The 20,807-nt window shown below is 66.3% G+C and carries 19 protein-coding genes and 1 tRNA gene; 10 read left to right on the top strand and 10 right to left on the bottom strand.

The features are described from left to right. Nucleotides 1-23 precede the first annotated feature (23 nt). Entirely contained in the window at nucleotides 24-734 is a 711-nt protein-coding gene (locus JWQ90_RS11600; protein WP_299693805.1) for a 50S ribosomal protein L25/general stress protein Ctc, read from the bottom strand. 204 nt (nucleotides 735-938) lie between these two features. Between JWQ90_RS11600 and JWQ90_RS11595 the strand changes: the two genes are divergently transcribed. From JWQ90_RS11595 to JWQ90_RS11585, 3 genes are all read left to right on the top strand, one after another. Further along, the gene (locus JWQ90_RS11595; RefSeq protein WP_299693803.1) at nucleotides 939-1,595 is read left to right on the top strand and encodes a response regulator transcription factor; all 657 of its coding nucleotides are present in this window, start codon (nucleotides 939-941) and stop codon (nucleotides 1,593-1,595) included. After that, a complete protein-coding gene (locus JWQ90_RS11590) occupies nucleotides 1,592-2,902 on the top strand; it encodes an ATP-binding protein (RefSeq protein ID WP_299693800.1) in 1,311 nt (436 codons plus the stop codon). The genes JWQ90_RS11595 and JWQ90_RS11590 overlap by 4 nt, the downstream gene beginning before the upstream one ends. Before the next feature lie 221 nt (nucleotides 2,903-3,123). Next, nucleotides 3,124-4,605 carry a DegQ family serine endoprotease gene (locus JWQ90_RS11585; RefSeq protein WP_299693798.1) on the top strand — a complete coding sequence of 494 codons (1,482 nt, stop codon included), beginning with the start codon at nucleotides 3,124-3,126 and terminating at the stop codon, nucleotides 4,603-4,605. A 253-nt stretch (nucleotides 4,606-4,858) separates the two neighbouring features. On the opposite strand, the gene JWQ90_RS11580 is transcribed toward JWQ90_RS11585, so the two are convergent. The 6 genes from JWQ90_RS11580 to JWQ90_RS11555 all read right to left on the bottom strand — a co-directional run bounded on the left by JWQ90_RS11580 (nucleotide 4,859) and on the right by JWQ90_RS11555 (nucleotide 9,916). Then, nucleotides 4,859-5,425, bottom strand: coding sequence for a GNAT family N-acetyltransferase (locus JWQ90_RS11580; RefSeq protein ID WP_299693797.1), 567 nt, complete (start codon nucleotides 5,423-5,425; stop codon nucleotides 4,859-4,861). 109 nt (nucleotides 5,426-5,534) lie between these two features. Continuing rightward, nucleotides 5,535-6,488, bottom strand: coding sequence for a ribose-phosphate diphosphokinase (locus JWQ90_RS11575; protein WP_299693794.1), 954 nt, complete (start codon nucleotides 6,486-6,488; stop codon nucleotides 5,535-5,537). 121 nt (nucleotides 6,489-6,609) lie between these two features. After that, a tRNA-Gln gene (locus JWQ90_RS11570) sits at nucleotides 6,610-6,684 on the bottom strand. Nucleotides 6,685-6,711: 27 nt separating this feature from the next. Then, a complete protein-coding gene (gene ispE, locus JWQ90_RS11565) occupies nucleotides 6,712-7,551 on the bottom strand; it encodes a 4-(cytidine 5'-diphospho)-2-C-methyl-D-erythritol kinase (RefSeq protein WP_299693792.1) in 840 nt (279 codons plus the stop codon). A 14-nt stretch (nucleotides 7,552-7,565) separates the two neighbouring features. Continuing rightward, nucleotides 7,566-8,195 (bottom strand): lipoprotein insertase outer membrane protein LolB, encoded by a 630-nt coding sequence (gene lolB / locus JWQ90_RS11560; protein WP_299693791.1) that lies wholly within the window; start codon nucleotides 8,193-8,195, stop codon nucleotides 7,566-7,568. Then, nucleotides 8,192-9,916, bottom strand: coding sequence for a tetratricopeptide repeat protein (locus tag JWQ90_RS11555; protein ID WP_299693790.1), 1,725 nt, complete (start codon nucleotides 9,914-9,916; stop codon nucleotides 8,192-8,194). The genes lolB and JWQ90_RS11555 overlap by 4 nt, the downstream gene beginning before the upstream one ends. 211 nt (nucleotides 9,917-10,127) lie before the next feature. Between JWQ90_RS11555 and hemA the strand changes: the two genes are divergently transcribed. Together hemA and JWQ90_RS11545 are read left to right on the top strand one after the other, a co-directional pair. Continuing rightward, entirely contained in the window at nucleotides 10,128-11,390 is a 1,263-nt protein-coding gene (gene hemA, locus JWQ90_RS11550) for a glutamyl-tRNA reductase (protein WP_299693788.1), read from the top strand. A 493-nt stretch (nucleotides 11,391-11,883) separates the two neighbouring features. Further along, entirely contained in the window at nucleotides 11,884-12,150 is a 267-nt protein-coding gene (locus JWQ90_RS11545; RefSeq protein ID WP_299693787.1) for a type II toxin-antitoxin system PemK/MazF family toxin, read from the top strand. A 167-nt stretch (nucleotides 12,151-12,317) separates the two neighbouring features. Here the strand turns inward: JWQ90_RS11545 and JWQ90_RS11540 are convergent, their stop codons facing one another. The 3 genes from JWQ90_RS11540 to JWQ90_RS11530 all read right to left on the bottom strand — a co-directional run bounded on the left by JWQ90_RS11540 (nucleotide 12,318) and on the right by JWQ90_RS11530 (nucleotide 14,326). Then, nucleotides 12,318-12,686, bottom strand: a complete 369-nt coding sequence (locus JWQ90_RS11540) for a PIN domain-containing protein (RefSeq protein ID WP_299693785.1) — start codon at nucleotides 12,684-12,686, stop codon at nucleotides 12,318-12,320. A 4-nt stretch (nucleotides 12,687-12,690) separates the two neighbouring features. Next, complete coding sequence (locus JWQ90_RS11535; protein WP_299693783.1) at nucleotides 12,691-12,894, bottom strand: type II toxin-antitoxin system VapB family antitoxin; 204 nt, start codon at nucleotides 12,892-12,894, stop codon at nucleotides 12,691-12,693. A 91-nt stretch (nucleotides 12,895-12,985) separates the two neighbouring features. Further along, on the bottom strand, nucleotides 12,986-14,326 hold the full coding sequence (locus JWQ90_RS11530; protein WP_299693782.1) for a hypothetical protein: 1,341 nt from the start codon (nucleotides 14,324-14,326) through the stop codon (nucleotides 12,986-12,988). Nucleotides 14,327-14,599: 273 nt separating this feature from the next. Between JWQ90_RS11530 and JWQ90_RS11525 the strand changes: the two genes are divergently transcribed. From JWQ90_RS11525 to JWQ90_RS11505, 5 genes are all read left to right on the top strand, one after another. Then, the gene (locus tag JWQ90_RS11525) at nucleotides 14,600-17,560 is read left to right on the top strand and encodes an ankyrin repeat domain-containing protein (protein WP_299693780.1); all 2,961 of its coding nucleotides are present in this window, start codon (nucleotides 14,600-14,602) and stop codon (nucleotides 17,558-17,560) included. Between the two features lie 57 nt (nucleotides 17,561-17,617). Further along, the gene (gene prfA / locus JWQ90_RS11520; protein ID WP_299693778.1) at nucleotides 17,618-18,700 is read left to right on the top strand and encodes a peptide chain release factor 1; all 1,083 of its coding nucleotides are present in this window, start codon (nucleotides 17,618-17,620) and stop codon (nucleotides 18,698-18,700) included. Next, complete coding sequence (prmC, locus tag JWQ90_RS11515) at nucleotides 18,697-19,521, top strand: peptide chain release factor N(5)-glutamine methyltransferase (RefSeq protein WP_299693776.1); 825 nt, start codon at nucleotides 18,697-18,699, stop codon at nucleotides 19,519-19,521. The genes prfA and prmC overlap by 4 nt, the downstream gene beginning before the upstream one ends. Continuing rightward, nucleotides 19,518-20,267 carry a HesA/MoeB/ThiF family protein gene (locus tag JWQ90_RS11510; protein ID WP_299693774.1) on the top strand — a complete coding sequence of 250 codons (750 nt, stop codon included), beginning with the start codon at nucleotides 19,518-19,520 and terminating at the stop codon, nucleotides 20,265-20,267. The genes prmC and JWQ90_RS11510 overlap by 4 nt, the downstream gene beginning before the upstream one ends. A gap of 102 nt (nucleotides 20,268-20,369) precedes the next feature. After that, nucleotides 20,370-20,714: a hypothetical protein gene (locus tag JWQ90_RS11505; RefSeq protein WP_299693773.1), complete on the top strand. Its 345-nt coding sequence runs from the start codon at nucleotides 20,370-20,372 to the stop codon at nucleotides 20,712-20,714. The last annotated feature ends 93 nt before the right edge of the window (nucleotides 20,715-20,807 follow it).

The raw sequence follows: 20,807 nt of genomic DNA, 5'->3' as shown, positions 1-20,807 counted from the left end.
TAAGCCGAACCAATTCGGGCGGCTTACTTCTTCTTGGCGGGACCCGCCGGCTTGGCTGCGGCGGCGGCGGCCGGCTTGGCGCCGCCCTTGGCATCCGGAGCTTTCTGGGCGATCGCCGGAACTTCGGCGGCGCCTTCGACAACCGGCTCTTCCTCGGCCGTACGCAGCACGTGAATCGCGACGATCGCGAGGTCGTTGTCGTGCTTGAGATCAACCAGCTCGACGCCTTCCGGCAGCTTGATCTGCGACAGATGGATCGACTCGTTGATGTTCAGCGCGGACACGTCGATCTCAAACGGTTCCGGGATGTTCGCCGGCAGGCACTCGACTTCGACGTCATTCAGCAGATGCTCGACGATACCGCCGCCGACCTTGACGCCCGGGGCCACATCGGCACCCTTGAAATGCAGTGGCACGCGCACGCGCAGCAGCACGTCGGCCAGCACGCGCTGCAGGTCCATGTGCATCACGGTCTCGCGAACCGGGTGGCGATGCAGATCCTTGAGCACGACCTGTTCGCTCTCTTCGCCGATCTTCAGCGTGACGATCGCGGAGTAGAAGGTCTCGTGCTTGAGGTTCTTCCACAGCTCGTTGTGGTTGACGCTGATCATCTTCGGCTCGGACTTGCCGCCGTAGACGATGGCTGGGACCTGACCCGCGCGGCGCAGACGGCGGCTCGCACCCGTTCCCTGCAGCGAGCGCGGCTCGGCTTCAATCGTGAATTTCTGTCTCATTGGGTTTTCTCTAAGTGATGGCTGCAAAAGCAGCGATTGACGACACTCGCCGGCCGCGACCAGCCAGCGAGGGGCGCGCATTGTACCGGCGGCCCGGTCAAATTGCGACCAGATCCGGGGTGGCGGCCCGTCCGGTTCGGCTTTGCTTGACCTTTGGCGCCAAGCCGGCAGGCTATGCGCCTTTCCGAAGCCCGGCTCCCGAACTTGCGAATCCTGCTGATAGAAGACGACGCGATGATCGGCGAGGGTCTGCGCCTGGACCTGCGCCGGCGCGGGCACGTGTGCGACTGGGTGCGCACCGCGCCCGACGCGCTCACCGCCGCGACCAGCCAGGACTACGAGCTGCTGCTGCTCGATCTTGGCCTGCCGGGCGGCGATGGCCTGGACGTGCTGCGCAGCCTGCGCGAGCGCGGCATGAAGTCCCCGGTGCTGATCCTGACCGCCCGCGACGCGGTGATGACCAAGGTCGCCTGCCTGGACGCCGGCGCCGACGATTACCTGGTCAAGCCGTTTGACCCGGACGAGCTGGCCGCGCGCATTCGCGTTCTGCAGCGCCGCCGTTCCGGTAGCGCCGGGCCGCTGATCGAGCATCGCGACCTGGTGCTCGATCCGGCGTCGCGCCGCGTGGCCCGCGACGGCGTCGAGCTGAGCCTGTCGCCGCGCGAGTTCGCGATTCTGCAGGCTCTGCTGGAACGTCCCGGCCAGGTGCTGTCGCGCGGCCAGCTCGAACACCGGCTTTACGGCTGGGGAGAGGAAGTGGAGAGCAATGCGGTCGAGGTACATTTGAGCGGGCTGCGCAAGAAGCTAGCGGCCGGCACGATCCAGAACGTGCGCGGCATCGGCTGGAGGCTGGCGCCATGATGGGGTCCTGGTCGCTGCGCGCCCGGCTGCTGCTGTGGCTGATGGCCGCGCTGCTGCTGGTCGGCGTGATCGGCGGCATCGGCCTGTACCAGCGCGCGCTGGCCGAGGCCGACCGGGTATTCGACGAGCAGCTGCAGGAGACCGCGCTGGCGCTGCGCGACCGCAGTTTTCTGCCGACCTCGCCGGCCTACGGCGAGCGCGAGGCCGCGGCCGATCTGGTGGTGCAGGTCTGGAGCCTGACCGGCGTGCGCGTGTACTCCTCGCAGCGCCACGCGACGATGCCGGGCCTGACCACGCTGGGTTTCTCCACCGTGGATACACCCGATGCGCGCTGGCGTGTTTACGGCTTGCAGACGCTGTTCAACGTGATCCAGGTGGCGCAGCCGATGCGGATGCGCGAATCGCGTGCGGCGCGGCTGGCGGCGAGCCTGCTGGCACCGCTGGCGCTGATGCTGCCGGTGCTCGGACTGATCATCTGGATCACGGTCGGCCGCGCGCTGCGCCCGCTGCGCAGCCTCGCCAGCGAAGTCGGCGCGCGGCCGGCGGGCGAGGGCGCCCCCTTGCCGGCGAGGAAACTGCCGGCCGAAGTGCGGCCACTGGTCGCGGCGCTGAATGATCTGCTGGCGCGTCTGTCCGCATTGCGTGACCGTGAGCGTCGCTTCATCGCCGACGCCGCGCATGAACTGCGCACGCCGCTGACCGCGCTGCGTCTGCAATTGCGCGGCCTGGCCGGCGCGACCGACAGCGAGCGCCACGACTCGGTGATCGCGCTGAACGCCGGCATCGATCGCGCGGCGCGGCTGGTCGAGCAGATGCTGGCGCTGGCGCGGCAGGACGCGCCCGAGGCGCAGACTCCGGCGATGGCCCCGGTGGTGCTGGCCGACCTGGCGCGCGAGGTCGTCACCGATCTGCTGCCGGCGGCCGATGCGCGCGGCATCGATCTGGGCCTGGCGGCGGATGAAACTGGCGCGGTTCGCGGTGACGAGGAAGGTTTGCGCGCGCTGCTGCGCAACCTGGTCGACAACGCGCTGCGTTATGCGCCGGAACATAGCCGCGTCGACGTGATCGTCGAGCGCCGGGCCGGTGCTCTGCAGTTACGTGTCACCGACGAAGGCCCGGGCATCGCGCTGGAGGAGCGCGGCCGGGTGTTCGACCGCTTCTACCGGGTTGCCGGCAGCAGCGCCGGCGGCAGCGGCCTGGGGCTGGCGATCGTCCGCAGCATTGCGGAAGCGCATGGCGCCAGCGTCAGCCTCGACGACGGTCCCGACGGACACGGGCTCAGCGTGACCGTCAGATTCGCAGTGTAGGTTGGGGTGAGCGCAGCGAACCCCAACATCGGCGCGGCGCTGGCCCTGATCTGGCGGTGATCGTTGGGGTTCGCTGCGCTCACCCCAACCTACCCCCAACCTACGGCGTTACGTTTCGTTTCATTGCGGCAGCCGCGTCTTAACTCTTCCTTAAGTCGCGCACTCCAATCTCCTGTTCATACAGAGGCGGTTTCGCCCTGCAACACGACTGGAGATGATCAATGTCGCTGAAATTCGTCCGCAATCCGTTCGCCGCCGCGCTGTTGGGCGCGGCCGTCATCGGGGTTCCCGCCACGATCTTTGCGATGGGTCACGAGGCGGCACCGGTGGTTCCGGTCGCGGCGCCGATCCCGCAATCCACCAGCGTGATCGGCCGCGCCGCGCTGCCGGATTTCAGCGCGATGGTTCGCGCCTACGGCCCCGCGGTGGTCAATATCACCACCAAGGGCCTGGTCAAGACCTCGGCCCGCAGCGGCCAGCTGCGCGGCATGCCGGGTTTCGGCGACGACGATGACGACAGCCCCTTCGGCCAGTTTTTCCGCCAGTTCCCGCAGCAGCAGATTCCGGATTCGGCCGTGCGCGGTGAAGGTTCGGGCTTCATCCTCGGTGCCGACGGCATCATCCTGACCAATGCACATGTGGTCGCCGATGCCAAGGAAGTCACCGTCAAGCTGACCGACAAGCGCGAGTTCACCGCCAAGGTGATCGGTCAGGACACCAAGAGCGACATCGCGGTGCTGAAGATCGACGCGCACGATCTGCCGACGGTCAAGGTCGGCGATCCGAGCCAGCTCGAAGTCGGCGAATGGGTGGTTGCGATCGGTAGCCCGTTCGGTTTCGAGAACAGCGTCACCCAGGGCATCGTCAGCGCCAAGGGCCGCACTCTGCCGGACGGCTCGTACGTGCCGTTCCTGCAGACCGATGTGGCGATCAACCCGGGTAACTCCGGTGGCCCGTTGTTCAATCTCGACGGCGAAGTGGTCGGCATCAACTCGCAGATCTATACGCGCAGCGGCGGCTTCCAGGGCGTCAGCTTCTCGATCCCGATCGACGTCGCGATGAACGTCACCAAGCAGCTGCAGGCCACCGGGCACGTATCGCGCGGCAAGCTCGGCGTGACCATCCAGGCGGTGACCCAGGATCTGGCGAAGAGCTTCGGCCTGGACAAGCCGCAGGGCGCGCTGGTGTCGAACGTCGAGAAGGACAGCCCGGCCGAGCGCGCCGGCATCGAGCCCGGCGACGTGATCGTGAAGCTCGACGGCAAGACCATCGACGAGACCGCCGAACTGCCGGCCGCAGTCGCTGCAATGCAGCCGGGCAGCAAGATCAAGCTGACGGTATGGCGTGAGGGCCGCGAGAAAGAGCTGAGCGCGAAGCTCGACGAGATGACGGACAAACAGGTCGCCAGCGCCGACGAAGGCGACAGCGCCGCCGCCTCCGGCAAGCTCGGCATGGCGGTGCGTCCGCTGACGCCCGACGAGCAGAAGCAGGTCGAGGTCAAAGGCGGCCTGCTGGTGCAGGACGTCGCCGCCGCGGCAGCCGAAGCCGGCATCCGCCCGGGCGATATCGTGCTGTCGGCCAACGGCAAGCCCATCGACAGCGTCAAGCAGCTGCGCGACATTACCGCCAAGGCGGATCGCCACATCGCGCTGCTGATCCAGCGCGGCGAAGCGCGGATCTTCGTACCGGTGGATCTGAGCTGAAGGGCGGGGCGCACTACCTTGACGTGAACCGCGCGTAGGTCGGCAATCCTTTGCCGACGTGTACGGTCGATGCGCAATCGAGGCCTCACGTCGGCAAGGGATTGCCGACCTACGATTCGGGCGCCCCGTTGGTTTCATCATCGGGGATGGCAAAAGCGCCATGTCCGTTAAGGTAGAGGCATTGGGGCCACGAGCTGCCCCACGAACAAGGGCGATGCCCGTGGAGGCCGGCACTCTTCCACGGGCTACCGCTTCATTTCAGCCGCAAACGCACGATGGGCCGCGAAGGCAGACGCCGGGCCACCTCGACGAAACCGGTCTGTTCAAATGCTGACAGCGTGCCGACGTACAGCTCCGCCGAGTTGTGTTTGCGCAGCGCATCGACCGGATAGGCTTCGACACATTCGGCGCCATGGTCGCCGGCGAATTTCACCGCGGCGGCGATCATCTTTTTGAGCAGGCCCTGACGCCGGAAGTCCTTCTTCACGATGAAACAATTCAGGGCCCACACTGGCGTGGAGTCGACGGGCGCAAAGGAGCGCGAGCGGTTCAGTCGATCGAAATGGTGGCGGGGTGCAAGGCCGCACCAGCCGGCAGGCGCGGTGCCACGATAGGCAAGGAGGCCTGGCGTGGCGCCGCTGTGCAGCAGTTTGCGAAAGAATTGGTGATTGCCTTCGCCCCAGCCGGCCTTGTAGTCGTGCTGGCTGCGATACCAGTAAGAGCACCAGCAGTGGCGGCCATCGCCGCAATCCCCGAACACCGACTCGGCGTCGCCGAGTTGCGCGAGTTTCAGAGGCTTGAATTCAAAGTCTGCATCCATGCGGCCTGGCCCTCGCAGCAGGTCGGCAATCCTTTGCCGACATGTCACTCGATGTGTAATCGGGGCCTGATGCCGGCAAGGGGTTGCCACCTACGGTTGTGCGAGCGCTTTAGTCGAGATACAGCGAGCTGACGGATTCCTCCGCGCTGACGCGGCGTATGGTTTCGGCGAGCAGGCCGCCGATCGACAGCTGGCGGATTTTCGGACAGGCGGCGGCTTCGGCGCTGAGCGGGATCGTGTCGGTGACCACCAGCTTGTCGAGTCGCGAGTTGTTGATGTTGGTGATCGCCGCGCCGGACAGCACCGGATGCGTCACGTAGGCGACGACGGCAACGGCGCCGGCGTCTTTCAGCGCGCCGGCGGCCTGGCCGAGCGTGCCGGCGGTGTCGACGAGATCATCGACCAGCACGCAGGTCTTGCCGCGTACGTCACCAATGATGTTCATCACCTTGGCCTCGTTCGGGCGCGGACGGCGTTTGTCGATGATCGCGAGGTCGGCGTCGTCGAGCCGCTTGGCGACCGCGCGGGCGCGGACCACGCCGCCGACATCGGGGCTGACGACGATCAGGTTCTCGTACTTCTGCCGCCAGATGTCGCCAAGCAGCACCGGCGAGGCGTAGACGTTGTCGACCGGGATGTCGAAGAAACCCTGGATCTGGTCGGCATGCAGGTCGACCGTCAGCACGCGGTTGGCGCCGCATTCGCCGATCATGTCGGCGCAGACCTTGGCGCTGATCGGCACGCGCGCGCTGCGCGGGCGGCGATCCTGGCGGGCGTAGCCAAAATAGGGCATGACCGCGGTGATGCGCTGCGCCGAGGCGCGCTTGAGCGCGTCGAGCATCATCACCAGCTCCATGAAATTGTCGTTGGTCGGTGCGCAGGTCGGCTGGATCACGAACACGTCCTTGCCGCGCACGTTCTCCAGGATCTCGATCTGCACTTCGCCATCGGAGAATCGGCCCAGCGCGGCCTTGCCGAGCGGAATGCGCATGTAGTTGGCAATTTCGCGGGCGAGCTGCGGATTCGCATTGCCCGTGAAAAGCATCAACTGGCTGTCGGACATGGAATCATCTCGTGGCTACGGCGCTGCGGAAGAAACAAACTGAAAACTGGCTGGGGCGGATGGATTCGAACCCATTGGAATGGTCCGGGATCAAAACCCGCTTCTGCCACACTTCAAAAACTGGCTGGGGCGGATGGATTCGAACCACCGAATGACGGGATCAAAACCCGCTGCCTTACCACTTGGCGACGCCCCAAAAAAGATGAATCGGTCCGAGCCGGGCTCAGAGGCCGCGCATTATATCCGCGAGCGGCGAGCGATTCAGCCCGCGCGCGACAAAAGCCCGCCATTGGGCCGGCACTTCGTGGCGCAGGCTCTCGGCCTGCTTGAGCGTGTCGAACGCCAGGAAGCAGGACGCGCCGGTGCCGGACATGCGCGCAATGCCGCGCTGGCCGAGCCAGTCGAGCACCGCGCCGACCTCGGGATGCAGCGCGCGCGTGACTGGCTCGCAATCGTTGCCGACGGCGCCGCTGCGAAAGCGCTGCAGATCCACCAGCGGCGTGTCGCGGCGCAGCTCCTTTGATCCGAACACTGCGGCGGTCGAGACCGACACTTGCGGGGTCACCACCAGATACCAGGGCTCGGCGAGCTCGATCGGCCACAGCCGGTCGCCGATGCCCTCGGCCCAGGCCGCATGGGCGCGCACGAACACCGGCACGTCGGCGCCCAGACGCAGACCGAGATCGGCGATCTCGTCGAACGGCAGACCCAGATTCCAGATCCGGTTCAAGGCGACCAGCGTCGTCGCCGCGTTGCTGGAGCCGCCGCCGAGGCCGCCGCCGATCGGGATGCGCTTGATCACGCGGATGTCGGCGCCCAGGCCGGCGCCGCTGACTTCGCTGAGCAGGCGGGCGGCGCGAACCACCAGGTCGCGGTCCGCCGGGATTTCCGCAGGGCCTTCGACGCGCAGGCAGACGCCGTCGCCGCGCGGTGTGAAATACAGCGAGTCGCCGTAGTCCAGAAACTGGAACACGGTCTGCAACTCGTGATAGCCGTCACTGCGGCGGCCGGTCACATGCAGAAACAGGTTCAGCTTGGCTGGAGCGGGCCAGGCGTGGTTCACCGCAAACGGGTGGCTCAGGGTGTCTGAAGTGGAGCGGGCAGCTCGTCCCATTGATCGATCAGTAATTTAAGCTTCACTCGGCCATTGTCGGCTTCGAAGCGGCGTGGCAGATCGTACCCGTTCTGCACGCGGTACTCGGTATAGCGGAGCATCCAGCCGTTTTGCGTCAGGCTCGCCAGGCGGCCGGCATCGTCGACAACCCGCTGCGACGGCGAGTCCGGGATCGGCAGGCCCAGCGCCCAGTGGCGCAGGCCGCTGATCGGCAGCGTCCAGCCGTAGCGCTTGAGTATCCAGCCCTCGGGATCGCTGGTGTATTGCACGCCGTCGGAGTTGCGCACTTCCACGCCCTGCGCGTCGCCGCGCAGCTCGACCGCACCGGCGCCGAAGGGGCCGGCGAGGCGCAGTTCGTAGTGGCCGTCGGCATTTTCTTTCCAGCGCAGGTCGGCGCGCAGCGCGAGTTCGGCGCTGGTGACGCGGCCGGACATCAGGAAGCGATCGACCGCGGCCAGCGACGCCTGGTGCAGACGCCAGAGGGCTTCGCGAGCGGCGGGCGTATCCGCGCGCTGCGCCTGAGGCGGCGCGGTCACGCAGCCGGCCAGAACCAGTAGCGCCGCGGCGACCGGCGCCGCGAGTGCTGCCCTCATGGAGTCAGGCGCTGCATGGTCTCGACGACGGCCTTGTGGCCCGGGCTCTCGCTCAGCGCGCGCGTCCACACCGCGCGCGCTTCGTCGCGCTGGCCGAGCACCCACAGCACCTCGCCCAGATGCGCGGCGATTTCGGGATCGGGCGTCTTGTCGTAGGCCTTCTGCAGATAACCGCGCGCGTCCTCGTTCTGGCCGAGTTTGTACTTGACCCAGCCCATGCTGTCGATGATCGCGGAGTCGTCCGGGTCCAGCTTCAGTGCCTTGCCGATCAGGTCCTGCGCTTCCGGCAGGCGCTCGGCCTTGCCGTTGATGGTCAGCAGATAGCCGAGCGCGTTGAGCGCGCGCGCGTCGTCGGGCTTGGTGGCGATGATCGCGCGCAAGTCGGCTTCGGACGCGGCCTGGTCGCCGGTCTTGTCGTAGACCAGAGAGCGGCCGTAGAGCAGGTCGGCGTCGTTGGGTGCCTCGCGCAGCGCGTCGTTGTAGGCGGCCAGTGCTTCTTCGGGCTTGCCGGCTTCCAGCAGGATTTCGCCTTCGGCCATGCGCAGGCGCTGGGCCAGCGGCGGGAACTGCGCGCGCATTTCGGCGAGCATTTCGCGCGCTTCGCCGCTGCGGCCGAGCTGTGCCAGTACCGCGGCGCGGCGCACCGCGGCGTCGAGCGCCTGCGCGCCCGCATTGACCTGCTTGTATTCGTTCAGCGCGTCTTCGTAATTCTTCTGGCGCTCGGCGATGCGGCCGAGCTGGAAGTGCGCGTCGCTGCTGCGCTCGATGTTCTTGGTCAGCGACTGGAACTGCTTCTTGGCCAGGTCGAGCTTGCCGTCGTTGACGTTGAATACGCCGAGCGCATACAGCGCGTCCTCGTTCTTCGGGTTCTCTTTCAGGATTTTTTCGAGCTGGGCGCGGGCGCGCTCGCGCTGGTTGGATTCGAGCAGCAGCTTGGCGTAGGCCAGGCGCAGATCGCCGCTCTCCTTCTTGTTGCGCTTGGTCAGCGCGTCGAGGGTCTTGTCGGCCTCGTCGATCTTCTGCTGCTTGACCAGCACGCCGATCAGCAGCAGCGTGTTTTCCCTGGAGTCCGGCTCGAGCCGCACGGACTCGCGTGCGGCGACTTCAGCGGCGGCGGCCTGGTCGTAGCGCAGCGTCACCAGCGCGGTGGCGTAGTAGGCGCCGGGCTCTTTCGGATACTGGTCGACCAGGCGCTTGAGCACCGCGAGCGAGGTGTCAGGCTTGCCTGGCTGCTGCGCCATCAGCAAGGCGACATGGCGGAAGCCGTCGTCGCGGCCGCCGGCATGGCCGTTGATGATCGCGTCGGCCTGCGTATAGATTTCCTCGGCATCGCCGCGCTGTAGTCCGAGCTGCAGGATCACTTCGCGCGGGTCCATGTTGTTGGGCTCGATCTCGAGCCAGCGGCGCGCGGTCAGCTCGAGCAGGGCGCCGTTGCCGGCGTTGATCGCCAGGCCCGTGGCGCGCGCGGCCAGGGCCGGGTCCGGCACGGTTTTCAGCGCGGCCAGGAACTCGGTGGCGGCGAGGCCGGGCTGGCCGCGGTTGGCGGCCATCTCGCCGGTCATGATGTGGAACTGGGCTTCGGGGTCGCTGACGCCGACCGAATCTGACTCGTCCGGAGCTTCCGGTGCGGGTGCCGGCGCGTCTTCGGCCAGGGCGGCTGCGCAGGACAACAGGCTCAGCATCAGGGTCGGGAAGACAAGCTTGCGGAATTTCAAGGTCACTTTTATTGGCCGGAGACGAGGGCAGGACGAACGCAGCGCGGATCGGAGTAGCCGTCGCACCGCCGGAAAACCGGCAGGACGGCGTCACTGTGGGACTGCGTAATGGTAGCGCGGTTCCTTGTCAGCGCCGGGTCTCGCCGCTGGCATCGCCCTTGCTCTTGTCCGGTCGGGGCCGGTACTGGACAATGACCGGGCAAATATTAGGTAGCTCATGGCCTTGATAACACTCGGGCTTAGCCACCACAGCGCGCCGGTCGAGGCGCGCGAGCGGCTTGCCTTTACCGAAGCGGACCTGCCTGCGGCTCTGGCGCGGTTGCGGGCGCTGCCGGGTGTGGAAGAGGCGGCGATCCTGTCCACCTGCAACCGCACCGAGATCCTGGCAATCACCGCGGCCGACGACGAAGGCCGGCTGATGGAATGGTGGCGCCGCGAGCTGAACGCGCCGCAGGACTACATCCACCAGTTCGTCTATACCCATCGCGACCAGGCCGCGGTGCTGCACAGCCTGCGCGTCGCCTCGGGCCTGGACTCGATGATCGTCGGCGAGCCGCAGATACTCGGCCAGATGAAACAGAGCTATGCCACCGCGCAAAGCCAGCGCGTGCTCGGGCCGGTGCTGTCGCGGCTGTTCCAGCACGCGTTCCAGGTTGCCAAGCTGGCGCGCAGCAGCACCCAGATCGGTGCGCATCCGGTGTCGGTGGCCTACGCCGCGGTGCAGATGGCGAAGCGCATCTTCAGCGACTTTCGCGAAACCACGGCGCTGCTGATCGGTGCCGGCGAAACCGTGCAGCTGCTGGCGCGCCATCTGCGCGGGCAGGGCGTGCAGAAACTGATCGTCGCCAACCGCAGCCTCGAGAAAGCCGAGAAGCTCGCGCGCGAAGTGCAGGGCTACGCGATCCCGCTGACCGATCTGGGCTCGTATCTGCCCGATATCGACCTGCTGGTGTCATCGACTGCCGCGCGCGGTCACATCCTGGACCGCTCGGCGATGGAAGCGGCGATGAAGAAGCGCCGGCGCAAGCCGGTCTTCATGATCGACCTGGCGATGCCGCGCGATATCGATCCGCGTATCGGCCAACTCGAGGACGTGTACCTGTACACGCTCGACGACCTGCGCGACGTCGTGCAGGACAACATGAAGGCGCGCACCGAGGCGGCCAAGCAGGCCGAGGTGCTGATCGCCGAATACGCGCTCGAATTCACCCACTGGCTCGAAGGCCGCGACGCCGGCGCGACGATCGCGCAGATCCGCAGCGCGGCGCGCACCCATCGCGACGACGTACTGGCCAAGGCGCGCCGCCGCCTGGCCAACGGCGCGTCGGCCGAAGACGTGATCGCCTTCGTCGCCGACACGCTCAGCAACAAGCTGCTGCATGCGCCGAGCAGCCAGCTGCGCGCGGCCAGCAGCGTCGAGCAGGCGATGCTGGTGACGTCGGCACGCAAGCTGTTCGATCTGCCCGACGAGGACGCTTAACATCAGGCTGAGAAATGTAAAGAGTTTGTCGGTTTTTTGAACGAGCTGGCGTTGAGCATCTGATCGTCGGCGGCAAGGATCTGTCGATCTCGGTGAGCTGGAGCGCTGAGGCGATCCGCCATTGAGCAGTGAGGCCGCGGAACGATTGAACGACTTGGGAACCCGTGGTTATACCCCAGGTATGAAAACCGCCGTATCGATTCCGGACGTTAATTTTCGACGAGGCCGAGCGGCTGGCGAAGCGCGCCAAGCGATCACGCAGCGAGATCTACAGCCGCGCCCTTCAGGAGTATTTGGCACGCCACCAACCCGATGACATCACTGCCGCGATGGATCAGGTCGTCGCGGATGTTGGAGACGTGCCGCCTGACGGTTTTTCGTCGGAGTCGGCTCGTCAGGTATTAAAGCGCACCGATTGGTGACCGGCCAAGGTGAAATCTGGTGGGCTGATCTGCCGGAGCCGTAAAGGTCCGGTCCCCGACTGCGCAGACCGGTGCTGGTCGTTCAAGGCAACGCGCTCAATTGCAGTCGGATCGCGACCGTGGTTTGTGTGCCACTGACCAGCAATCTGAAATGGGCCGCCGCACCGGGCAATGCATTGCTCGCTTCCCGCGATACCGGTTTGCCGCGGGACTCCGTTGCGAACGTGTCGCTGATGGTCGCGCTTGATCCGACGCTGCTGACCGAGCGAACCGGCAAGCTTGCTCAACGCAAGCTGCAGCTGGTCGTAAGTGGCATCGATGCGGTGCTCGGTCGATAGCTGAGCTTGCGGCAGCTCCGACTTCAAGAGGCTCTCGCTCACCGACCAATGGCGAGCCAGGGCACGACTATGCCAGCAGAGGTCGACTGGGTTGAGGAACGAAACCCAGCGCCTTCGCTCGATCCCGGCGCTGGGTTTCCGCTGCGCAGCAACCCAGCCTGCTCGCTTCATGCTCCGCCGATCAGGTCGAAGTCCGAATCGGCATGCTCCAGCGCTGCGCCGTGGTACCGCGCACAGGCGGCGATGAGCAGATCGCTGGCGGGAACGGTGACGCCGGCAGCACGCGCCTTGCGGGCCAGTTCGCAGGCGGCAGACCAGACCTCCGCAGTGACGGCGAGTTCGGGTAACTGTCGTTCCAGTTCGCGCAGTACCTTTTTCTCCTGATCGCCGCCAGCGCCATTCCAAAGCTCCAGGCGGACCATCGAAGACCAGCAAGCGGTTCCGGCCTGCAGGCAGGCATTCACTCGCGAGCGTACTGCGGCATCGCCGTTGCTCCGCAGCCAATGAATCCACGACGAGCTGTCGATGAGCACCATGCCGCTAGCCGTTTCGGCGCTGCGCCTGCAACTCCGCTGCCGTCGTCATGTCGTTGCCGGTTCCGGCGAACCGGCTCAGCTCTGCCATGCGCTTGCGCCGGTTAAAGTCTTCAACGGCGATGACGATGGCCTCCCGCTTGGTGCGGGCCTTGGTGAAGCGGATCGCATCCTTCAGTGCCTGATCTGGAATATCGACAGTGGTTTTCATGATGCCGATTACCTCTAAAAAATATGCCGGAGATGGTCATATCGTAATCCATATTCAGGCCGTGAGCCATCGGCAGCCGGAAATCGAGGGATCAGTTCAGCCAATCGCCCAGCACGGTTCCCAGCATGCTCCACAACGGCACAAAGGCCGCTTTACAGGCCGCCATCAGCGCCGCGCCGCCCTGGGCTGCGGTGGCGGCGAACGTGACGCTGTCGCAGTAGCTGATCTCGGGCGCCCACTCGCCCAGAGTCTCGGCGATGGGTTTTTCGGGCTCGGCCACGGCCCGGCCGTAGCTGCCCGCAAAGTCCGGGCGTACCAGCAACTGACGCAGGCCGACCATGGCCGTGCTCGAGTCACCCCAGGGCAGCCAGTCGTAGCCCTGAGCTGAACTTGCCAGATCCGGCTTTTTTCCTTCCGTCGATATGACGATGTTGGCGTAGCCGTCGGCATCCAGCGCCGCGTTGCGGTCGGCGATGCAGTCGACCACGGACGAGTGGATGTTGGTGTACTGGCAGATCGACCAGAAACGCACTTCCGGGTCATCGACGACCTCGGGCGGCACCGCCGGTACCTGCGGCGATTTCAGGCGCACCACCACCATATCGGAGTAGTTGCGGCCGGGTCGGGCACGCAGATAGTAGGCGTCGCCATTGGGATAGAAGCCGGCCGTGTCGCCCTGGGTGACGGGGTCGAAGCTCAGGCTGGAGTCGCTGCCGCCCAGCGCCGGGAACACGCTGACTGAGCGCTGCAAACGGTCGTTGAGCTTGCAGGCCGCCTGATCGGGCGTGTTTTCGAAATCGATTTCGCCGTCGGGCCCGACCTGGACCATGTGTGGCAGTTCTTCCGGCCCGGGCCTGGCGACACCGGGGTTGGGCAGGTAGGCGCGAAACACGATGTTCTTGACGAAGGCGCCGTGAGTGCTGCCGTGTCCCACATAAAGCGTGTTGGGTTCGCGGTCCGCCGTAGTGGCCGGCTTGTCTTCGTACTTGATCTTGGCGTTGTAGCGATACTGGTAGTCGCCGGAATCGGGCAGGACCGCAGCATTGGCCTGCGGCGCGTTGCCCTGGTCCGACTGGATCAGGGCGTCCGGCAGGCTGTCGATGAGATTGCCGGGTCGGAAGCCATCGTAGGACTGCAGCGAAAAATACCGCACCTTCGGATAGCCGCCGCGGATCTCGATCTCGGTGCCGGGCTTGGGATTGAGGGGAATGGTCGTGGTGTAGTACGTCGCCGCCTTGTCCGGGAAGCCGGTGTTCCGGTTATCGGCGTCGATGCCTTGGACCCAGGGGCATCCCACGGTGATCGAGAACAGATTGGGATTGACAGCAGCTGCCGACAGGTCGATAGCGGGTGCCGGGCTGATCACGTCGGCGTAGGCGGTGGCGCTCGCCAATACGGCCGCCACCGCGATCCACATGCTGCGCTGATTCATCGCCGTCCCCGGTCGCACAAAGCCAACAAGTGGGAGCCGAGATCGGCGCCCCGGGACTTTCTTCAGGCCCTGTTCGATAAGAGCATATGGATAGAACCGACGATGTCAGGCAAAGACCCTGCAAGGGGTCAGACAAAGACCCGCGATGCATCAGCGTCCGCAGGTTCCCCTCGAAGAATTGCGGCAAAATACGATCTCACGACTACAGCGACAGCATCTTTCGGCCAGCCCGCGCTCGATAGAGCGTGAGCGCGGCCCGGAACACCTACCCTCATGCGCATGCTGATTTATCGGGATCTTGATCTGCGCCGCGTGCGCCCGGCCTTCGACAAAGTACGCAAGGCGATCGAGGCCGGTGATTTTCGCAGCGCCGACGTCAAGAAGCTCTCGCCCACCGATTACTGGCGCGCCCGGCTCGACTACAGCAATCGCCTGCTGCTGCGCTTCGCGCGCAGCGGCGGCGAAACCGTGTGTCTGGCGCTGGAGGTGATCGAGAATCATGCCTACGACAAGTCGCGCTTCCTGCGCGGCGCGGCGATCGACGAAGCCCGGATCGAGCGCGAGCCGTCGCCGGACCCGGCAGCCAACGCAGCCGCGTTGAATCCGCAGCCGCTGCGCTGGCTGGACCCGGTCCGCGCGGAATTCGAGCTGCTGGACAAGCCCATCGTGTTCGACGACGCGCAGGAGACGGTGCGCCGGCTGCCGGCGCCGGTGATCGTGGTCGGCTCCGCCGGCTCGGGCAAGACCGCGGTCACGCTGGCCAAGCTGCGCGAAGCACAAGGGCGAGTGTTGTACGTGACCCATTCGGCCTATCTGGCGCAGTCGGCGCGCGCGCTCTACGGCGCGCACGGTTACGACAACCCGTCGCAGGAGGCCGAATTCCTCAGCTATGGCGAGCTGGTCGAGACGTTGCGCGTGCCGGTTGGTCGCGAGCTTAGCTTCGCCGATTTTCGTGCCTGGTTCGCACGCAACCGGCCGCCTCGCGGTGCGCTCGACGGCATCGACGCGCATGCGCTGTTCGAAGAATTCCGCGGCGTCCTCGGCGCCTCCGAGCAGGGCGCGCTCGATCTGCCGGCCTACCTGGCGCTGGGCCAGCGCCAGTCGCTGCTGGACGGTGCGATGCGCGAGGCCGCGTTCGATCTGTTCCAGCGCTACCGGCGCTGGCTGGCCGAGGCCGGGCTGTTCGATCTGAATCTGGTCGCTCACGAATGGCGTGCGCTGGCCGAGCCGGTGTACGACTTCGTCGTCGTCGACGAGGTGCAGGATCTGACCAACGTGCAGCTGGCGCTGGTGCTGGCCTGCCTGAAGCAGCCGGGGCAGTTCCTGCTGTGCGGCGACAGCAACCAGATCGTGCATCCCAACTTTTTCTCGTGGGCCGCGGTGCGCTCGCTGTTCTGGCGCGGCCTGGGCACTTCGGCGGCGCCGCAGACGCTGTCGGTGCTGCAGTCGAATTTTCGCAACACGCGCTCGGTGACGGCGCTCGCCAACACACTGCTGAAGATCAAGCAGGCGCGCTTCGGATCGGTCGACCGCGAGAGCAACTTCCTGGTGCGCGCGGCCTCAGCAGACGAGGGCGCGGTGCGCTTGCTGAGCCTGCGCGACGCCGCTGTGCGCCAGCTCGATGCCGCCAGCCGCGGCTCGGTGCAGCATGCCGTGGTGGTACTGCGCGACGAAGACAAGGCCGCCGCTCGCGAGCACTTCCGCACGCCGCTGGTGTTCTCGGTGCACGAGTCCAAGGGCTTGGAATACCCGAACGTGATTCTCTATGCACTGATCTCGGGTCAGCGCAGCGCCTACGCAGAGGTCTGCGAGGGCGTGACGCAAGCGGATCTGCAGGGCGAGGAGCTGGAATACCGGCGCGCCCGCGACAAGAGCGACAAGTCGCTCGAGATCTACAAGTTCTACGTCAACGCGCTGTACGTGGCGATGACTCGCGCGGTCGAAAGCCTAGTGCTGGTGGAATCCGACACCGAACATCCGCTGCTGCGGCTGCTGGGCCTGAAAACCGGCGATGCGCCGGCGATGGCGGCGGCAAAAGCCTCGTCGCGCGAGGAATGGGCGCAGGAGGCGCGCAAGCTCGAACTGCAGGGCAAGGCCGAGCAGGCGCAGGCGATCCGCCAGGCTTTCCTGCAATCCGCGCCGGTGCCCTGGTCGCCGTGGTCGCAAACCAGCATCGGCGACCAGCTGGAGCGCGCGCTCGATCGTACACAGCCGTCGAACAAGCCGCGGCAGGCGCTGATGGACTACGCGCTCTGGCATGGTCAGCAGGCCTGGATCGAGCGGCTGGCGACGTCTGCGCAATTCCAGGCCGCCCGCAGTCTGGCGCCGGCCGGCAGACTCGGCATACCGGCCAATTGGAACCACGCGCCGGAGAGCCTGCGCAGCCAGCAGATGCAGGCCTGGCGTGCGGTGGCCTCGCTGCGCCAGCGACATCTCGCGCCGTATGCCGCCCGCAACTTCAAGGATGTGCTGCGCCAATGCGAGCAGTACGGCATCGACCATCACACGCCGGTCGGCGCAACGCCGCTGATGCTGGCCGCGCATGCCGGCAACGTCGCGCTGGTCGAGGCCCTGCTGGAGCGCGGCGCCGACCCCCAGGCCACCGACGAATACGGCCATACGCCCTGGTGGTTCGCGCTGAACCGCGCGATCGACGACGCCGACTTCTTAGGCCAGGCCATCGCGCCGCTGTTCGAGCGCATCGCGCCGCAGGCGCTCGACGTGCAGAGCAGCGGCCGCCTGGTGCGTCTGGAGCGCCACCAGGGCGAGTACTGGGTGCTGAGCCTGATGCTCGCCGGCCTGAAGACCTTGTGTACGCGCTGCGTCGAGCGCCCGCACCGCATCTACAAATATGAGCAGGGTTTTTTCGCCGACTTCATGCACGGTGTGCTGGAACAGCTGCCGCAGCACCTGTGGAAGCCCGAGCGCCGCAAGCGCGTCTATCTCAACCAGGTGCTTGCCCGTGCCGAAGTGCAGAGTCCCTACCAGCCCGCGCGCCGCCTGTGGCTACGTACCGTGAACGGCCACTACCTGCCGAATCCCGATCTGCAGTTGCGCGGCTCCGGCGGTGCCGATGCGCCGGCCTGGCGCCCGGTGTATGAGGTGCTGAACCTGCGGTGGGTCGATGCCGGCACGCATCGCGCAGAGGCCGGTTTCGGCAGCGCCGATCTTGCCACGCTGATCGAGAGCGCGGGCCGGCGCCTGGCCCCCGGGTCTGGAGATGTTTTGTTCTGACGGTGCCCACGACACGGTGCCCTGCGTGCCTGCCCGGCGGCAGGCGATAATGCGCGCATGAAAGACTCGCTTCTCAACAAGCTGCAGCAGATGGTCGACCGCCGCGAGGAAATCGCCGGCGAACTGTCGTCGCCCCAGGTGCTCGGCGATCCGGACAAGTTCCGCCGGCTGTCGCAGGAATATTCGCAGCTCGGTCCGCTGGTGGATTCGTACAACACCTACATGGCGACCACCGCCGAGATCGATGGTCTGAAGCTGATGCGTAACGACAGCGATACCGACATGCGCCAGATGGCCGAGGCGGAGTTGCCGGTCGCGGAAGCCAGGCTCGCCGAGGTCGAGACTTTTTTGCAAGGCTACCTGGTGCCGAAAGACCCGCTGGACGCCAACAACGTGTTCCTCGAAATCCGCGCCGGCACCGGCGGCGACGAGGCCGCGATCTTCGCCGGCGACCTGCACCGGATGTACAGCAAGTACGCCGAGAACCGCGGCTGGCAGATCGAAGTGCTGTCGGCTAGCGAGGGCGAGCACGGCGGCTACAAGGAAATCATCAGCCGCATCGCCGGTTTCGGTGCTTATTCGCAGCTCAAGTTCGAGTCCGGCGCGCATCGGGTGCAGCGCGTGCCGGAGACCGAGGCCCAGGGCCGCATCCACACCTCGGCGGCGACGGTCGCGGTGCTGGCGGAGATTGAAGAGGCGCAGGCGATCGAGATCAATCCGGCGGATCTGAAGATCGACACGTATCGATCCAGCGGCGCCGGCGGCCAGCACGTCAACAAGACCGAGTCGGCGATCCGCATCACGCATCTACCGAGTGGCCTGGTCGTCGAATGCCAGGAAGAACGCAGCCAGCACAAGAACCGCGCCAAGGCGATGGCGCTACTGGCTTCGCGGCTGCTCGACGCCGAGCGCAGCAAGCAGCAGGGCGATGTCGCCGCCACGCGCAAGAAACTGGTCGGCTCCGGCGATCGTTCCGAGCGCATCCGCACCTACAATTTCCCTCAGGGACGCATCACCGATCACCGCATCAATCTGACGCTTTACCAGCTCGAACGCGTGATCCAGGGCGATCTCGACGGCGTGATCGTGCCACTGCTCAATGAGCACACGGCCGAGCTGCTCGCGGAGCTGGGCGAGTGACCGTCGCCGAGGCGCTGATCACGGCCAGTGCACGGCTCGCGCCGAGCAGTGCATCGCCGCGCCTGGATGCCGAGCTGCTGCTGGCATCGATACTCGAGGTCTCGCGCGGCGCTTTGTTTGCGCGTGGCGACGAGGCCTTGAGCGAAGACCGTCGGCGCGTATTTGAAAGCCAGCTGGATCGCCGCGCCGACCAGGTTCCGGTGGCCTATCTGCTCGGCACACAGGGCTTCTGGACGCTGGATCTGCTGGTGAATCCGGACGTGCTGGTGCCGCGTCCCGAAACCGAGCTGCTGGTCGAATGGGCGCTGGAGGTTTTTCCGCCCGGAGCCGGGCGCATCGCCGATCTCGGAACCGGCAGCGGCGCGCTGGCCTTGGCGCTCGCAAGCGAGCGGCCGCAGTCGCAAGTGCTGGCGACCGATATTTCCACCGCCGCGCTGGGCGTCGCCCAAAGCAACGCGATGCGCTGCGGCATAGCCAACCTGAGCTTCGCCGCCGGCAGCTGGTTCGAGGCATTGCACGGCCGCTTCGATCTGATCGTGGCGAATCCGCCGTACATTGCCGCCGGCGATCCGCATCTGCCGGCGCTCAGACACGAGCCGCTGTTGGCGCTGAGCGATCAGGCCGACGGCCTGGCCTGCCTGCGTGAAATCATCGCCGATGCCGGCGAATACCTGTTGCCGCGAAGCTGGCTGCTGGTCGAGCACGGCTACGATCAGGGAGCGGCGGTGCGGGCGCAGTTCGAACGGGCCGGCTTCGTCGAGATTGCGACGCGCCGCGATCTCGACGGCAATGAGCGCGCCAGCGGCGGGCGCCGCGGATGAGTGCGCTCGCACGCTACCGCCGGCAGATCGTGCTGCGCGAAGTCGGTGTCAACGGCCAGCAATTGCTGCGCGACTCCAGCGTGCTGATCGTCGGCGTCGGGGGCCTGGGTTCGGCTGCTGCGCCTTACCTGGCCGGCGCCGGCCTCGGCCGCCTGGTGCTGACCGACATCGACCGCGTCGATCTGAGCAACCTGCAACGCCAGCTGCTGTATCGGCAGGCGGACGTCGGCCGCGACAAGCTCGCCGCCGCCAGCGATTCGCTGCGCGCGCTGAACCCGGACTGCGAGATCGAGCTGTTGCCGGGCCCGCTCGACGACGCCGGCCTGCTGGCAGCCGCGCGGGGCGCCGACCTGGTGCTGGATTGCAGCGACAACTTCCCGACGCGCTTTGCCGTCAACCGCGCCTGCGTCGCCGCGCGCAAGCCGCTGGTGTCGGGCGCCGCGATCCGCTTCGAAGGCCAGCTCGGCGTGTTCGACTTGCGCCGTGGCGGCCCTTGCTACGCCTGCCTGTATCCGGACCTCGATTCGGCCGAGGCTGCTGAAACCTGCGAAGAAGCCGGCATTCTCGGCCCGGTCGTCGGCACCATCGGTAGCCTGCAGGCCTTGTCCGCGATCAAGCTGCTGCTCGGCCTGGCCTCGGAAGCCGGTACGCTACGGCTGTGGAATGCGCTCGACGGCCAATGGCGGTCGCTAAAATTGCGCCGCGATCCGCAATGCCCGGTCTGCGGTTTGGCGCAGCACCCGTAGGTCGGCAATCCTTTGCCGACGTGCGGCCTCGGTTGCGCATCGGCTTCGCACGTCGGCAAAGGATTGCCGACCTACTTCAAACCGACACCCACGAAAAAGCCCATGAACGATCTCCTGCTGGTCCCGCGCCGTCTTGCCATCCAGATCCTGCATGAGGCGCAGATCGCCCAGCCTGCCTCGATGCACGGCTGGGTTTACGAACGCGGTGGCAAGCCCGCAGTGTTCCGGCTCGCCGCTGCCGACATGGGGACGCATCGCGCCGACGAGAATTTGTGGGCGCGGCTGTGGAGCAAGCCGACGTCGCCGGCGGTGCCCACGCCGGCCGAACTGCGCGAAGGCCTGATCAACCTGGTGGTGTCGCTGAATACCAAGGGTGTGCTCGAGATGCGTGCCTGGGAGCTGCTCGGCAATCAAGCCGTCGAGCGTGAGTTGCGCGTAGAAGATTAAAAAAACTTTACCCCGGCCCCGGGGTCTGCGATCACCACCGGCTGGGTTATCCTCGACGTCCTACCGTCCAGGCCGACGGTTGTACCGGGGGTT

This window comes from Hydrocarboniphaga sp., assembly GCF_028291725.1.
Lineage (GTDB): Bacteria > Pseudomonadota > Gammaproteobacteria > Nevskiales > Nevskiaceae > Hydrocarboniphaga.
This window is presented reverse-complemented; position numbering and strand designations above follow the sequence as displayed.

What these genes read in the sequence shown, in the direction of transcription:
- JWQ90_RS11600 (WP_299693805.1), bottom strand. Translation starts at nt 734, where the DNA reads ATGAGACAGAAATTCACGATTGAAGCCGAGCCGCGCTCGCTGCAGGGA.
- JWQ90_RS11540 (WP_299693785.1), bottom strand. Translation starts at nt 12,686, where the DNA reads ATGGTGCTCATCGACAGCTCGTCGTGGATTCATTGGCTGCGGAGCAAC.
- JWQ90_RS11590 (WP_299693800.1), top strand. Translation starts at nt 1,592, where the DNA reads ATGATGGGGTCCTGGTCGCTGCGCGCCCGGCTGCTGCTGTGGCTGATG.
- JWQ90_RS11580 (WP_299693797.1), bottom strand. Translation starts at nt 5,425, where the DNA reads ATGGATGCAGACTTTGAATTCAAGCCTCTGAAACTCGCGCAACTCGGC.
- hemA (WP_299693788.1), top strand. Translation starts at nt 10,128, where the DNA reads ATGGCCTTGATAACACTCGGGCTTAGCCACCACAGCGCGCCGGTCGAG.
- JWQ90_RS11585 (WP_299693798.1), top strand. Translation starts at nt 3,124, where the DNA reads ATGTCGCTGAAATTCGTCCGCAATCCGTTCGCCGCCGCGCTGTTGGGC.
- lolB (WP_299693791.1), bottom strand. Translation starts at nt 8,195, where the DNA reads ATGAGGGCAGCACTCGCGGCGCCGGTCGCCGCGGCGCTACTGGTTCTG.
- prfA (WP_299693778.1), top strand. Translation starts at nt 17,618, where the DNA reads ATGAAAGACTCGCTTCTCAACAAGCTGCAGCAGATGGTCGACCGCCGC.
- JWQ90_RS11510 (WP_299693774.1), top strand. Translation starts at nt 19,518, where the DNA reads ATGAGTGCGCTCGCACGCTACCGCCGGCAGATCGTGCTGCGCGAAGTC.
- JWQ90_RS11505 (WP_299693773.1), top strand. Translation starts at nt 20,370, where the DNA reads ATGAACGATCTCCTGCTGGTCCCGCGCCGTCTTGCCATCCAGATCCTG.
- JWQ90_RS11575 (WP_299693794.1), bottom strand. Translation starts at nt 6,488, where the DNA reads ATGTCCGACAGCCAGTTGATGCTTTTCACGGGCAATGCGAATCCGCAG.
- JWQ90_RS11535 (WP_299693783.1), bottom strand. Translation starts at nt 12,894, where the DNA reads ATGAAAACCACTGTCGATATTCCAGATCAGGCACTGAAGGATGCGATC.
- JWQ90_RS11530 (WP_299693782.1), bottom strand. Translation starts at nt 14,326, where the DNA reads ATGAATCAGCGCAGCATGTGGATCGCGGTGGCGGCCGTATTGGCGAGC.
- JWQ90_RS11525 (WP_299693780.1), top strand. Translation starts at nt 14,600, where the DNA reads ATGCGCATGCTGATTTATCGGGATCTTGATCTGCGCCGCGTGCGCCCG.